Here is a 14,268-nt window from a genome sequence, read left to right on the forward strand (position 1 = left end):
ACGTGACGGGAGATCGGGCGCGCTCAGACGCCTTCGCGGAGGCGGAGGCGGCCGTGCGCTCGGCGACGTTCCGGGGCGATCTCACCGTGCGCGACATCCCGTCGCCGCAGGGTCTGGCGCCCTTCAGCATCGCCCTCGCCGCCGATGTCCGACCCGACGACCACGGCGACTCGCCGTACGGGACCGGCCGGCTCATCCTGCTCCACGACCCTGACGGGCAGGAGTCATGGGGCGGCAGCTGGCGCATCGTGACGTTCGCCCAGGCTCCCCTCGAACCCGAGATCGGGACCGATCCGCTCCTCGCGGATGTCACCTGGTCGTGGCTCGTCGACGCGCTGGAGACCCGCGGGGCGCCGTACCACTCCCCCTCCGGCACCGCGACGAAGATCCTGTCGAAGGGGTTCGGGGCACTCGCCGCCGAGGGCGACGGCGCGCAGATCGAGCTGCGCGCCTCGTGGTCGCCCGTCGGATCGTTCCGCTCCCACGTCGAGGCCTGGGCCGAGCTCGTCTGCATGCTCGCCGGCCTCCCGCCGGGGTCGGAGGACATCGCCGTGTTCGGCGCCCGGAGGCCCAGATGACCGACCAGCAGCCGGCAGCGGACTTCCCCGTGATCGACGACCCCGCGGTCTTCGCCGAGGCTGTCGAGCGCCTGGCCGCGGGCACCGGCCCCGTGGCCGTCGACGTCGAGCGCGCCTCCGGTTTCCGCTACTCGCAGCGCGCCTACCTCGTGCAGCTCTACCGTCGCGACGGCGGCGTCCTGCTCGTCGACCCGATCGCGGTTCCCGACGTGACGGCCATCCAGCGCCTCCTGGGCGACGAGGAATGGGTGTTCCACGCGGCGAGCCAGGACCTGCCCTCCCTTCGCGAGCTGGGGCTCGACCCTCGGCGCATCTTCGACACGGAGCTCGCCGCCCGCCTCCTCGGCTGGGAGCGCGTCGGCCTCGGCGCCGTCGTCGAGGCCGCGCTCGGGATCGAGCTCGCGAAGGCGCATTCGGCCGCCGACTGGTCGACCCGGCCCCTCCCGCGCGCGTGGCTCGAGTACGCGGCGCTCGACGTCCTCCACCTCGTCGACGTGCGCGACCGGCTGGAGGCAGAGCTCGAGGCGTCGGGGAAGGCCGAGTTCGCCCGTCAGGAGTTCGAGGCGACGCTCGCGCGCGAGCCGAAGGCGCCGCGCCCCGACCCGTGGCGGCGCCTGAGCGGACTGCACAAGGTGCGCGGCCGTCGCAACCTCGCGGTCGCTCGCGAGCTGTGGCGCGCGCGCGAGGAGCTCGCGCAGGCTCAGGACGTCTCGCCCGGTCGACTCGTGCCCGATCGCGCGCTCGTCGCCGCCGTGCTGGCCATGCCGCGCACGAAGCAGGCCCTCGCCGGCATCCGCGAGTTCACCGGCCGCGCGAGCCGGACCGAGCTCGACCGCTGGTGGAACGCGATCGTCGCCGGACGCGAGAGCGACGACCTCCCTGCCGAGCGGGTCCCGAGCGATGCGCTGCCGCCCCATCGGGCTTGGGCCGACCGCAACCCCGAGGCCGACCAGCGGCTCAAGCAGGCTCGGCCCGACGTCGAGGCGAAGGCCGCCGAGCTGTCGATGCCCACGGAGAACCTCCTCACCCCCGAGACGCTGCGCCGGGTGGCGTGGGAGCCGCCCGCCGTCGTGGATGCCGCCACCGTCGGCGACGCCCTCCGCGCGCAGGGAGCCCGCCCCTGGCAGATCGAGGCCACCGCCGACCTCATCGCCGCCGCGTTTGTGCGCGCCGCGCAAACGCCCGGAGAGCAGGACGATCCGGCTTCGTAGGTTCATCCCAATCGATGCGGAGACGCGCGCCCGCCCGTGCCTAGGCTGAGGTCAACTGACACAGGGAGGCAGAGTGGCCGAGCTTTCGGATGTCTACTTCGTCGATGGCGTGCGGACCCCGTTCGGGCGCGCCGGCGAGAAGGGCATGTACGCCAACACCCGAGCCGACGACCTCGTCGTCAAGGCGATGATCGGGCTCATGGAGCGCAACGGCGGCGTCCCCGCCGACAGGATCGACGACGTCGCCATCGCGGCCACGTCGCAGACAGGAGACCAGGGCCTGACCCTCGGCCGCACCGCGGCCATCCTCGCGGGACTCCCGCAGACCGTGCCGGGCCTCGCGATCGAGCGGATGTGCGCGGGCGCGATGACGGCCGTCACAACGATGGGCGCGTCGATCGGCGTCGGCATGTACGACCTCGCCATCGCGGGCGGAGTCGAGCACATGGGCCGGCACCCCATCGGGTCGAACGCCGATCCGAATCCGCGCTTCGTCGCCGAGAAGCTCGTCGATCCCGGCGCGCTCAACATGGGCGTCACCGCCGAGCGCATCCACGACCGGTTCCCGCACCTCACGAAGGAGCGCGCCGACCGCTTCGGCATGCTGAGCCAGCAGAAGGTTCAGGCGGCCTACGACGCCGGGCGCATCCAGCCCGATCTCGTCCCGGTCGCGGTGGCGCGCCCTGACGGAGCGTGGGCGCTCGCCACCGAGGACGAGGGACGCCGCCCCGAGACGACGATGGAGGGCCTCGCCTCGCTCAAGACGCCGTTCCGGCCGCACGGGCGCGTCACCGCGGGGACGTCGTCGCCGCTCACCGACGGCGCGACCGTGAGCCTGCTCGCCGGGTCGGCCGCGGTCAAGGAGCTCGGCCTCGCGCCCAAGATGCGGATGGTCTCCTTCGCGTTCGCGGGCGTCCAGCCGGAGATCATGGGCATCGGCCCCATCCCCTCGACCGAGAAGGCCCTCGCGAAGGCGGGGCTCACGATCGACGACATCGGCCTGTTCGAGCTCAACGAGGCCTTCGCGATCCAGGTGCTCTCCTTCCTCGACCACTTCGGGATCGCCGACGACGACCCGCGGGTCAACCCCTGGGGCGGCGCCATCGCGGTCGGGCATCCCCTCGCGGCATCCGGCGTGCGCCTCATGATCCAGCTCGCTGCGCAGTTCGCCGAGCACCCCGAGGTGCGCTACGGCCTCACCGCGATGTGCGTCGGGCTCGGTCAGGGCGGCAGCGTCGTGTGGGAGAACCCGCACTACACCGGCAAGAAGAAGCGGAAGTGAGCACGATGACCGACTACTCCTCCATCGACTTCTCCGGGCTCGAGGCGCTCACGGCCGACGAGGTCGTGACGCACTCCCTCGTCAGCGACATCCGCACGCGCGGGGGTCGCACGATCGCGCTCATCACGCTCCACAACGGGCGCGACCACAAGCGGCCGAACACGATCGGCCCGCGCACGCTCGCAGAGCTCGACGGCGTGCTCGAGACGCTGCGGGCGCGCGCCGCGGCCGGCGAGATCGATGCGGTGGCGATCACGGGCAAGCCGTACATCTTCGCCGCAGGGGCCGACCTGTCGCAGATCAGCGCTCTGCGCGAGCGGAAGGACGCGCTGCTCATCGCGCAGCAGGGCCACCACGTCCTCGGCAAGCTGTCTGACCTCGGCGTGCCGTCGTTCGCGTTCGTGAACGGGCTGGCGCTCGGCGGCGGGACGGAGATCGCCCTCAACTCCACCTACCGGACCGTCGACTCGTCGGCAGCCGCGATCGCGCTGCCCGAGGTGTTCCTCGGGCTCGTCCCCGGCTGGGGCGGCGCCTATCTCCTCCCGAACCTCATCGGGATCGAGAACGCGCTCGAGGTGGTCATCTCGAACCCGCTCAAGCAGAACCGCACGCTCAAGCCGCAGCAGGCGTTCGAGCTCGGCATCTTCGACGCGATCTTCCCGCCCGCGAACTACCTCGAGGACTCTCTCGCCTGGGCCGACGGCGTGCTCGCCGGGACGATCAAGGTCGAGCGCAGGAACGCTCCGGGAAAGATCGAGCGCCTGACGAAGTGGCCCGTCGCGATCAAGGTCGCGCGCGGGATGCTCGAGAGCCGCATCGGCACGGTCCCCCGCGCGCCCTACCGCGCGCTCGATCTGCTCGACAAGGCGCGCTCCGGCACCCGCGCCGAGGGATTCGCGCGCGAGGACGAGGCGCTCGCCGACCTCATCGCGGGCGATCAGTTCGCCGCGTCGATGTACGCGTTCGACCTCGTGCAGAAGCGCGCGAAGCGGCCCGTGGGCGCCCCCGACCGCTCGCTCGCCCGCAAGGTCACGAAGGTCGGCGTCATCGGCGCGGGCCTCATGGCGAGCCAGTTCGCACTCCTGTTCCTGCGTCGGCTCGAGGTGCCCGTGCTCATCACCGACGTCGATCAGGCGCGTGTCGACAAGGGTCTCGCGTACATCCACGAGGAGATCGCGAAGCTCGAGCAGAAGGGGAGGCTGGACGGCGACGCCGCGAATCGCCTCCGCGCGCTCGTGCACGGCACGATCGACAAGGCCGAGTACGCGGACTGCGACTTCGTCATCGAGGCCGTGTTCGAGGAGACGAAGGTCAAGCAGGACGTCTTCGCCGAGATCGAGCGGATCGTCTCTCCCGAGGCGATCCTCGCGACGAACACGTCGTCGCTCTCGGTCGAGGAGATCGGCTCGGTGCTCGCGCACCCCGAGCGCCTCGTCGGCTTCCACTTCTTCAACCCGGTCGCGGTCATGCCGCTCATCGAGGTCGTCCGCACGCCGCAGGCGAGCGAGGAGGCGCTCGCGACGGCATACGCGGTCGCGAAGGACCTCCGCAAGAACGCGATCGGCTCGGCCGACGCTCCGGGCTTCATCGTCAACCGCCTGCTCGCGAAGGTCATGGGCGAGGCTGCACGCGCGATCGACGAGGGCACGCCGCTCATGACGGTCGAGCGCGCCTTCGCGCCCCTCGGCCTTCCGATGACGCCGTTCCAGCTCATCGACCTCGTCGGCTGGAAGGTTGCAGCCCACGTGCAGGACACGATGGTGTCGCACTTCCCCGACCGCTTCCACGCCTCGGCGAACCTGCACGCTCTCGCCGACCTGCCCCAGGCGGTCGAGAAGGACAGGTCCGGTCGGGTCACCGGCTGGACGAAGGACGCGCAGAAGGCGCTCTCGGTCGGCTCCTCCCCCGTCTCCGAGCAGGAGATCCTCCGTCGTGTCGAGGACGAGCTCGCGCGCGAGATCCGGATCATGCTCGACGAGGGCGTCGTCCCCGAGGTCGAGGACATCGACCTCGCGCTCATCCTGGGCGCCGGATGGCCGTTCATCGACGGCGGCGCCTCGGTCTACCTCGACCGCGTCGGCGCATCCGAGCGCGTGTTCGGCGGCACGTTCCACGATCCCGTGATCCGCGGCGTCGACGCCTGAGACGGCGATCGAGGCGACGACAGCGGGGCGCACCGACGCGGTGCGCCCCGCTGTCGCGTCTCAGGAGCTGTTCGCGATGCGGCCGATCTGACCGGTCACGGTCGGCACGCCGCGGCCGTCCTTCTCCGGCCGCGCGACGGGCACGCGGGTGCCGAGCACCTGCGCGACGACGTCCTGGGCGATCTTCGCGGGCGTGAGGCCCGCATCCGCGAGCACCTGATCGCGCGAGGCGTGGTCGATGAAGGCGTCAGGAAGGCCCAGCTCGTCCACCGCGGTGTCGACGCCCGCCTCGCGCAGCACCTGGCGCACGCGCGTCCCGATGCCGCCGACGCGGATGCCGTCCTCGAGGGTGATGACCAGTCGGTGACGCGAGGCGAGCTCGACGATCGACGCGGGAACCGGGACGACCCACCGCGGGTCGACGACGGTCGCGCCGATGCCCTGTGCCCTGAGCCGCCGTGCGACGTCGAGCGCGGTCTCGGCGAAGGTGCCGATCGCGACGATGAGGACGTCCTCCTCGTCACCGCGCGCGAGCACGTCCACGCCGTCGGCGAGACGCTCGATCGCGGGGATCTCCTCGCCGACCGCCCCCTTCGGGAAGCGGACCACGGTGGGCGCGTCATCGACCGCGACGGCCTCGCGCAGCTCCTCGCGCAGCCGCTCCCCGTCGCGGGGTGCGGCGAGCCGGATGTGCGGGACGATGTGCAGGAGCGCGAGGTCCCACATGCCGTGGTGGCTCGGCCCGTCGGGGCCGGTGACGCCTGCGCGGTCGAGGACGAACGTCACCCCGGCGCGGTGCAGGGCGACGTCCATGAGGACCTGGTCGAACGCGCGGTTCACGAAGGTCGAGTACAGGGCGACGACGGGGTGCAGGCCGCCGTAGGCGAGCCCCGCGGCTGACGCGACGGCGTGCTGCTCGGCGATCCCGACGTCGTACACGCGATCGGGGAACCGCTCGGCGAACGGAGCGAGTCCCGTGGGCCGCAGCATCGCGGCCGTGATCGCGATCACCTCGGGGCGCTCCTCGCCCACCTGCACGAGCTCGTCGGCGAACACCTCGGTCCAGCCGCGGCCAGCGGAGGCGCCGATCGGGTCGCCCGTGGCGGGGTCGATGCGCCCGACGGCATGGAACTGGTCGGCCTCGTCGTCGAGGGCGGGCTGGTACCCGCGCCCCTTCTCGGTGATCGCGTGCACGATCACGGGCGCGCCGAACGCCTTCGCGAGCTCGAGCGTCTCGATGAGCGCAGGCAGGTCGTGGCCGTCGACCGGGCCGAGGTACTTGATGTCGAGCTGCGAGTACAGCTGACTGTTGTTCGTGAGACGCGACAGGAAGCCGTGGGTCCCCCCGCGCACGCCGCGATACAGTGCGCGGCCGGCCGCGCCGAACTTGCCCGCGAGCCGACCGGACTTCTCGCCGAGGTCGCGGTACACTTCGCCCGTGCGCACGCGGTTCAGGTAGCGGGCCATGCCGCCGATGGTCGGCGCATACGACCGGCCGTTGTCGTTCACGACGATGACGAGGTTGCGCTCGTTGTCGTCGGTGATGTTGTTGAGCGCCTCCCAGGTCATGCCGCCCGTGAGCGCGCCGTCGCCGACGACGGCCACGACATGCCGATCGCTGCGGCCCGTGCGCTGGAACGCGCGGGAGATGCCGTCCGCCCAGCTCAGCGAGCTCGACGCGTGGGAGGACTCGACGACGTCGTGCTCGCTCTCCGAGCGCTGCGGGTAGCCCGCGAGGCCGCCTCGGGAGCGGAGGCCGGAGAAGTCCTGCCGACCGGTCAGGAGCTTGTGCACGTAGGACTGGTGCCCCGTGTCCCAGATGATCGGGTCGCTCGGGGAGTCGAAGACGCGGTGCAGCGCGATCGTCAGCTCCACGACGCCGAGGTTCGGTCCGAGGTGGCCGCCGGTGCGCGCGACGTTCTCGATGAGGAACGCGCGCACCTCCTCCGCGAGCGTCGCGAGCTCATCGTGCGAGAGCGCGTCGAGGTCGCGGGGCCCCCGGATGCGGTCGAGCAGAGTCATGCTCCGAGCCTACGCCGGGCACCTGGGAGACGGCGCGCGACGGGCCCGGCGACGACGACGGCCCCGGGATCGCTCCCGGGGCCGTCGATGCGCGCGACGCGATGCGTCAGACGAGGCTGCGCAGCACGTACTGCAGGATGCCGCCGTTGCGGTAGTAGTCGGCCTCACCGGGGGTGTCGATGCGGACGACCGCGTCGAACTCCACGGTCTCCTTGCCGGGAGCGGAGTGCTCGCTCGGCGCGGCGGTGACCTTCACGGTCTTCGGCGTGACGCCCTCGTTGAGCTGCTCGAGGCCCTCGATCGAGACGATCTCGGTGCCGTCGAGGCCGAGCGACTCCCAGCTCTCGCCGGCGGGGAACTGCAGCGGGACGACACCCATGCCGATGAGGTTCGAGCGGTGGATGCGCTCGAAGCTCTCCGTGATCACGGCCTTCACGCCGAGCAGGCGCGTGCCCTTGGCCGCCCAGTCGCGCGACGACCCGGAGCCGTACTCCTTGCCGCCGAAGATGACCAGCGGCGTGCCCTGGGCCTGGTAGTTCTGGCTCGCGTCGTAGATGAACGACTGCGGACCCTCGGGCTGCGTGAAGTCGCGCGTGTAGCCGCCCTCGATCTGCTGGCCGTCGTTGACCGCCTTCACGAGCGCGTTCTTCAGGCGGATGTTCGCGAACGTGCCGCGGATCATCACCTCGTGGTTGCCGCGGCGCGAGCCGTACGAGTTGAAGTCGCGCTGCGCGACGCCGTGCTCGGTCAGGTACTGCGCGGCCGGCGTGCCGGCCTTGATGTTGCCCGCGGGGCTGATGTGGTCGGTCGTCACGGAGTCGCCGAGCGTCGCGAGCACGCGAGCGCCGGTGATGTCCTCGACCGGCGTGAGCTCCATCGTCATGCCGTCGAAGTACGGAGCCTTGCGCACGTACGTCGAGCTCTCGTCCCACTCGAACACCGGGCCGGTCGGGGTGGGCAGGTTCTTCCAGCGCTCGTCGCCGTCGAACACGGTGGCGTACTGCTTGATGAACTGCTCGCGCGAGATCGACGAGTCGATGATCTCCTGCACCTCGTCGGGCGACGGCCACACGTCCTTGAGGAAGACGTCGTCGCCGTTCTCGTCCTTGCCGAGGGGGTCGGTCTCGAAGTCGAAGTTCATCGAGCCGGCCAGAGCGTAGGCCACCACGAGCGGCGGGCTCGCGAGGTAGTTCATCTTCACGTCGGGGCTGATGCGGCCCTCGAAGTTGCGGTTGCCCGAGAGGACGGCCGTCACGGCCAGGTCGTTCTCGTTGATCGCCTCGGAGACCTCCTCGATGAGCGGCCCCGAGTTGCCGATGCAGATCGTGCAGCCGTAGCCGACCGTGTAGAAGCCGAGACCCTCGAGGTCCTTGTCGAGGCCGGACTTCTCGTAGTAGTCCGTCACGACCTTCGAGCCAGGGCCCAGCGTCGTCTTCACCCACGGCTTGCGCGTGAGGCCCTTCTCGCGCGCCTTGCGGGCGAGAAGACCTGCGGCGATCATGACCGACGGGTTCGAGGTGTTGGTGCACGACGTGATGGCGGCCAGGGTGACTGCCCCGTTGTCGAGGAGGTACGACTCGCCCTCCGGCGTGGTCACCTTCACCGGCTGCGACGCCGCGTGCGGCTCGCCGCTCGCGAGCAGGCCGGCCGCCACGTGCTCGGCGTGCGCCGCGTGCTGCTCCTCGTGCTGGTGCGACACGCCGTTCGCGGGCACGTGCTCGTGCTCCACGCCGGGGGTGGTGCCGGGGTCGGACGCCGGGAAGGTGCCCTCGACCTCGACCGTGTCCTCGGGGAGCGAGGCGTAGTTGAGGATGTCCTTCTGGAACTGCGGCTTGGCCTCCGACAGCAGGATGCGGTCCTGCGGGCGCTTCGGACCCGCGATCGAGGGCACGACGGTGCCGAGGTCCAGCTCCATGTACTCGCTGAAGACGAGCTCGCGCGACGGGTCGTGCCAGAGGTGCTGCTCCTTGGCGTACGCCTCGACCAGGGCGACCGTCTGCTCGTCGCGCCCGGTGAGGCGCAGGTAGTCGAGCGTGACGTCGTCGATCGGGAACATGGCCGCCGTCGAGCCGAACTCAGGGCTCATGTTGCCGATCGTGGCGCGGTTGGCCAGCGGCACCGAGGCGACGCCCTCGCCGTAGAACTCGACGAACTTGCCGACCACGCCGTGCTTGCGCAGCATGTCGGTGATCGTGAGCACGACGTCGGTCGCGGTCACGCCGGCGGGGATGTCGCCCGTGAGCTTGAAGCCCACGACGCGCGGGATGAGCATCGACACCGGCTGGCCGAGCATGGCGGCCTCGGCCTCGATGCCGCCGACGCCCCAGCCCAGCACGCCGAGGCCGTTGACCATGGTGGTGTGCGAGTCGGTGCCGACGCAGGTGTCGGGGTAGGCGCGCAGAACGCCGTCAACCGTGCGGTCGTAGACGACCTTCGCCAGGTGCTCGATGTTCACCTGGTGCACGATGCCGGTGCCGGGGGGAACGACCTTGAAGTCCTGGAAGGCGGTCTGACCCCAGCGGAGGAACTGGTAGCGCTCGCCGTTGCGCTCGTACTCGATCTCGACGTTGCGCTCGAGGGCGTTCTCGGAGCCGAAGAGGTCGGCGATGACCGAGTGGTCGATGACCATCTCGGCGGGCGAGAGCGGGTTGATCTTGTCGGGGTCGCCGCCGAGGGCGGTGACGGCCTCGCGCATGGTTGCCAGGTCGACGATGCAGGGCACTCCCGTGAAGTCCTGCATCACGACGCGCGCGGGCGTGAACTGGATCTCCGTGTTCGGCTCGGCATTCGGGTCCCACGAGCCCAGGGCGCTGATCTGCTCCTTGGTGATGTTCGCGCCGTCCTCGGTGCGAAGCAGGTTCTCGAGGAGGACCTTGAGGCTGAAGGGGAGCTTCTCGAAGCCGGCGACCGCGTCGAGGCGGAAGATCTCGTAGTCGGTGCTGCCGACCGTCAGGGTGCTCTTCGCACCGAAGCTGTTCACCGTGGACACGGGCTGTCTCCTCCTGGTCGACCGCGCACTTACGCCCCCATCATGCTCGCCGCTGAGCGCGTCGGCTAGGAAGGCGGACCTTACCGGCCGCGGCCGGGCGACAGGTCTCCCGCAGTGCGCAATTTATCTCGATGTCAAGATAAATCTAGCACGGCGGATGCCCGGCGGCAGCCGCGGCGCGCGGCGCTCAGCCTTCGCGTCGGCCGTACAGCGCGCGCACGGCGAGCCAGGTGACGGCGACCATGGGCGCGAACAGCGGCAGGCCCATGACGATCTTGAGAGTGCCGAGGGCCGTGACATCGCCCGCGAAGTAGAGCGGCAGCTGCACGGCGAGCCGCGTGAAGAAGAGCGCGGCCCATGCGATGCCCAGCCAGAAGAACACCCGCCGCTTGCGCCGGTCGGCGCGCCACGCCGTCCCCTCCCCCATCAGGAAGCCGGCCGCGAGGCCGATGAGCGACCAGCCGACGAGCGCCGAGACGAGCAGCGCCGTGCCGTAGAGGCCGTTCGTCAGGAACCCCGGGACGAAGTTGTCCTCGCCGCGGCCCGTCCACAGCGCGAGCGCCGCCGCAGCGGCGGCCGCGACGAGGCCTCCGATCGCGGCAGACGGGGGCGACTTCTGGACGAGACGCACGACCGTGAACACCGCCGCGACGCCGACCGAGACTCCGAGCGCGAGAGGGAGCGCGTCGGGCCGCAGCGTGAAGAGGACGACGAAGGCGAGGCTCGGCAGCACCGACTCGAGCACGCCGCGCCAGCCGCCCATCGCCTTCCAGACGACGTGGCCGGTGCCCCGCTCCTCAGCGGGGTCCAGCCCCATGCGGCGCGCGGCGTCGCCGAGTGCCGCTCCGAGCGCATCGGACGCGCGCGGCGGCTCGAGGGGTGTCTCGTCCCCTCGGTCGTCCTGTCCGGTCACGCCGCGCCCGGCGTCTGCGGCATCTTGAGCGGGATGAGGTCGCGCGGCGGCATGGGAGCGCCGCCGCGCACGACGACGATCGAGCGGAAGAGGTCCTCGATCCGCTCCGCCGCCTCCGGGTCGCTCGTCGCGCGCCCGCCCACGACTCCGCGCAGGAACCAGCGCGGGCCGTCCACTCCGATGAAGCGCGCGAGGCGCTTCTCCGCGCTGCCGCCGCCCGCGACGACCGGCACCTCGGCGAGGAGCTCGGGGCCGAGGGGTCCCTCGCGCTCCTCGACCCGCCCGCCCTGCTGACGCACCTGGTCGCGGATCTGGTCTCGCGTCTCATCCCACAGTCCGCTGGACCGCGGCGCCGCGAACGGCTGGACCTGGAGCGTGGACTCGGCGTAGTCGAGCCCGACCGCGACGATGCGCTTGGACTGCTCCTCGACCTCGAGCCGGAGGTTGAGGCCCTCGCGCGGCAGGATCTTGATGCCGCCGAGATCGATGTAGGGGCGGACCGGGTTGGCCTCGCTCTCGTCGAACGGCCCCTCCTCGGCGCGGTTGCGGGTCGTCGCGGGCGCGGCCTCGCCCTCGGGGACGGCGATCTCGTCGTTCTGCGGCGCGCTCTCGTCGCTCATGCCACTCCTCGTGTCTCGTAGCCGGTCGAGCCGAATCCGCCGACCCCGCGCACGGAGTCGGGCAGCTCGTCGACCGGGATGAATCGGGCGCGCGGGACGGGCATCAGGATGAGCTGAGCGATGCGGTCCCCCGCGGTGATCTGGTACGCCTCTCGGGCGTCGGTGTTCAGGAGGGCGACCTTGATCTCGCCCCGGTAGCCCGCATCGATCGTGCCCGGCGCGTTCACGATCGTGATGCCGTGCTTGGCCGCGAGCCCGCTGCGCGGGACGACGAACGCGGCGTAGCCCTCGGGCAGCGCGATGCGCACGCCGGTGCCGACGAGCGCACGCTCTCCCGGCTCGAGGAGCACCGACTCGCTCGCGACGAGGTCCGCCCCGGCGTCGCCGGGGTGCGCGTACGCGGGAGCCTCTGATGCCACAATGGGGACGTCAACGATATCGGTCACGCAACGAGGGTAATGCAGAACACAGTGTCGTCCCCGAACAGCGCGTCGGCCGCAGGCGCCGCCGCCGTCTACCGCGAGCGGCTCTCCCCGTCGCTCTGGCTGCTCGCGTCGGCCGCGATCGCCGCGCCCATGGTGTCGCTCGTCTTCGTGCGCCTCGATCCGTCGATCGCCCTCGCGCTGGGGGCCATCGTGGCCGTCGGCGTCATCGCCCTGCTCATCGCATCGTCGCCCGTCGTGGAGGTGCGCGACGGCATGCTGCGCGCAGGGCGGGCGCGCATCGAGGTGGAGCTCCTCGGCGAGCCGTCGGCGCTCACGGGCGACGAGGCGAAGGCGGCGCGGGGAGCCGGGCTCGACCCGCGCGGGTGGTATCTCGTGCGAGGCGGGATCGACCCGGTCGTCGTGGTCCCGGTCATCGACCCGGACGATCCCGTCTCGTCGTGGACGATCTCCACGCGCACCCCCGACCGCCTCGCGGCGGCCGTGGTGCGCGCGCAGATCACGCAGCGCAGTCGCGGCAGATAGGCCCGTCGGCGCCGTCGTGGTCGAGCTGCGAGCGGTGCTTCACGAGGAAGCAGCTCATGCAGGTGAACTCATCCTCCTGCGGCGGGAGCACGACGACATCGAGCTCGACATTGGACAGGTCGGCGCCCGGCAGGTCGAAGCTCGACGGGTTGTCCGCGTCCTCCGAGTCGATGGATCCCGCGTTGTCGGGGCGGCGCGCCTTGAGCGCCTCGATCGACTCGTTGTTGTCGTCTTCGCTCTTGCGTGGGGCGTCGTAGTCGGTTGCCATCGGAGGGCGTCACTTCTTTCGTCATCGGGTGTTGCACATCCCCGCCATCGGGCGGGGCGGCGATAGTTTGCACGACGCCCGCGGCTTTCGCAAATGCTCAGCGCGTCGCCGTCGGGGCGTCCGTCCGTGCTCGCGATGAAACTCGCGGCGCGCCCGCGGTATTCCCGCCTGCGAGCCACCGCGCGTGAAACCATGTCGGGACACCGATTGTCATCGTGTGAGGAGCAAGAGCATGGATCAGCTCACGATCGTGGGGACCGAGGACGGCAAGCTCGTCCTGGCGAACGAGTCGGGGCAGCGCTTCACGCTCCCCGTGGACGACCTGCTGCGTTCCGAGCTGCGCCGGATCGACCGCGCGGCGCATCGCGAGGAGCCCCACGCGCCGACCGCGAGCCCTCGCGACATCCAGCAGCACATCCGCGCGGGACTCACGGCAGAGCAGGTCGCGGAGCTCCTCGGCGCGCGCGTCGAGGACGTCCGCCGCTTCGAGGGCCCCGTGCTCGCCGAGCGCGAGCACATCGTGGGCCGCGCCCTCGCGGTCCCCGTGCTCATGGGGGTCGACCTCGCCGGCGACCAGAATCCGACCTTCGGCGAGGCCATCCGCTCGAAGCTCGCGGACCTCGACGCGTCGGGCGAGCGCTGGACGAGCTGGAAGGACGAGACCGGCTGGATCGTCAAGCTCGAGTTCTCGGCCGCGGAGGTCGACCACGACGCCCGGTGGAGCTTCGACCCGCGGCGCAGCGCCCTCGCTCCCCTCAACGGCGACGCCACGCAGCTGTCGCGTCAGGGCCCGCTGCCGGAGGGGCTCATCCCCCGCCTGCGCGCGCTCGAGGTCGTGGAGACGGCCGACGAGGATCGCTTCGACTCCGGCGCCTTCGGGCCCCGCAGGCTTCCCGAGCAGGACACCGCGACCGACGGCATGACCCGGTCGATCCCGTCGGTGCGCGAGGCCGCGACGAAGCGCGCTCCCAGCGCGGAGGGGCCGAGCTCCGAGACCGCCGACCTCCTGGAGGCGCTGCGCCGCCGCCGGGGCCAGCGCGAGAGCGCTCCCGTCCTCGAGATGGAGGAGACGCCGCCGGCCGAGGCCGATGGCGAGGATCACGGGCCCGCTCCGGTCGCGCTCTTCGATGCGCTCGAGCCGGGCTACCGCTCGGAGTCGGAGCCGGAGCAGCCCGCACCGCAGCCCGAGCCGGAGACCCCGCGTCGTCGAGGGCGCGCGTCCATGCCCTCGTGGGACGAGATCGTCTTCGGAGCCCGTGCGGACGACTGAGCC

At 71.3% G+C, this 14,268-nt stretch carries 12 protein-coding genes; 6 read left to right on the forward strand and 6 right to left on the reverse strand.

Features of this window, described 5'->3' with window-relative positions; genetic code table 11:
• Positions 1-2: 2 nt before the first annotated feature.
• The 4 genes from ACOWU6_RS15305 to ACOWU6_RS15320 all read left to right on the forward strand — a co-directional run bounded on the left by ACOWU6_RS15305 (position 3) and on the right by ACOWU6_RS15320 (position 5,215).
• The gene (locus tag ACOWU6_RS15305) at positions 3-578 is read left to right on the forward strand and encodes a DUF3000 domain-containing protein (protein ID WP_271172071.1); all 576 of its coding nucleotides are present in this window, start codon (positions 3-5) and stop codon (positions 576-578) included.
• Positions 575-1,789, forward strand: a complete 1,215-nt coding sequence (locus ACOWU6_RS15310; protein ID WP_421076214.1) for a ribonuclease D — start codon at positions 575-577, stop codon at positions 1,787-1,789. The genes ACOWU6_RS15305 and ACOWU6_RS15310 overlap by 4 nt, the downstream gene beginning before the upstream one ends.
• A gap of 73 nt (positions 1,790-1,862) precedes the next feature.
• Positions 1,863-3,071 carry a thiolase family protein gene (locus ACOWU6_RS15315; protein WP_271172073.1) on the forward strand — a complete coding sequence of 403 codons (1,209 nt, stop codon included), beginning with the start codon at positions 1,863-1,865 and terminating at the stop codon, positions 3,069-3,071.
• A gap of 5 nt (positions 3,072-3,076) precedes the next feature.
• On the forward strand, positions 3,077-5,215 hold the full coding sequence (locus tag ACOWU6_RS15320) for a 3-hydroxyacyl-CoA dehydrogenase NAD-binding domain-containing protein (protein WP_271172194.1): 2,139 nt from the start codon (positions 3,077-3,079) through the stop codon (positions 5,213-5,215).
• A 60-nt stretch (positions 5,216-5,275) separates the two neighbouring features.
• Here ACOWU6_RS15320 and dxs read toward each other — a convergent pair whose 3' ends face one another.
• From dxs to dut, 5 genes are all read right to left on the reverse strand, one after another.
• Positions 5,276-7,237 (reverse strand): 1-deoxy-D-xylulose-5-phosphate synthase, encoded by a 1,962-nt coding sequence (gene dxs / locus ACOWU6_RS15325; RefSeq protein WP_324014590.1) that lies wholly within the window; start codon positions 7,235-7,237, stop codon positions 5,276-5,278.
• Positions 7,238-7,343: 106 nt separating this feature from the next.
• Positions 7,344-10,226, reverse strand: a complete 2,883-nt coding sequence (locus ACOWU6_RS15330) for an aconitate hydratase (protein ID WP_421076215.1) — start codon at positions 10,224-10,226, stop codon at positions 7,344-7,346.
• 187 nt (positions 10,227-10,413) lie between these two features.
• Complete coding sequence (locus tag ACOWU6_RS15335) at positions 10,414-11,139, reverse strand: DUF3159 domain-containing protein (protein ID WP_421076216.1); 726 nt, start codon at positions 11,137-11,139, stop codon at positions 10,414-10,416.
• A complete protein-coding gene (locus ACOWU6_RS15340) occupies positions 11,136-11,759 on the reverse strand; it encodes a DUF3710 domain-containing protein (protein ID WP_271172077.1) in 624 nt (207 codons plus the stop codon). Before ACOWU6_RS15340 ends, ACOWU6_RS15335 begins: the two co-directional genes overlap by 4 nt.
• Positions 11,756-12,205 carry a dUTP diphosphatase gene (dut, locus tag ACOWU6_RS15345; RefSeq protein WP_282977938.1) on the reverse strand — a complete coding sequence of 150 codons (450 nt, stop codon included), beginning with the start codon at positions 12,203-12,205 and terminating at the stop codon, positions 11,756-11,758. Before dut ends, ACOWU6_RS15340 begins: the two co-directional genes overlap by 4 nt.
• Before the next feature lie 12 nt (positions 12,206-12,217).
• Between dut and ACOWU6_RS15350 the strand changes: the two genes are divergently transcribed.
• Complete coding sequence (locus tag ACOWU6_RS15350) at positions 12,218-12,727, forward strand: DUF3093 family protein (protein ID WP_421076217.1); 510 nt, start codon at positions 12,218-12,220, stop codon at positions 12,725-12,727.
• Here ACOWU6_RS15350 and ACOWU6_RS15355 read toward each other — a convergent pair.
• Positions 12,702-12,995 carry a DUF4193 domain-containing protein gene (locus tag ACOWU6_RS15355; RefSeq protein WP_271172080.1) on the reverse strand — a complete coding sequence of 98 codons (294 nt, stop codon included), beginning with the start codon at positions 12,993-12,995 and terminating at the stop codon, positions 12,702-12,704. The two genes, ACOWU6_RS15350 and ACOWU6_RS15355, sit on opposite strands and share 26 nt — an antisense overlap.
• A 232-nt stretch (positions 12,996-13,227) precedes the next feature.
• Between ACOWU6_RS15355 and sepH the strand changes: the two genes are divergently transcribed.
• Positions 13,228-14,265 carry a septation protein SepH gene (gene sepH / locus ACOWU6_RS15360; protein ID WP_421076218.1) on the forward strand — a complete coding sequence of 346 codons (1,038 nt, stop codon included), beginning with the start codon at positions 13,228-13,230 and terminating at the stop codon, positions 14,263-14,265.
• The last annotated feature ends 3 nt before the right edge of the window (positions 14,266-14,268 follow it).

This window comes from Microbacterium sp. SA156, assembly GCF_049065455.1.
GTDB lineage: Bacteria > Actinomycetota > Actinomycetes > Actinomycetales > Microbacteriaceae > Microbacterium > Microbacterium barkeri.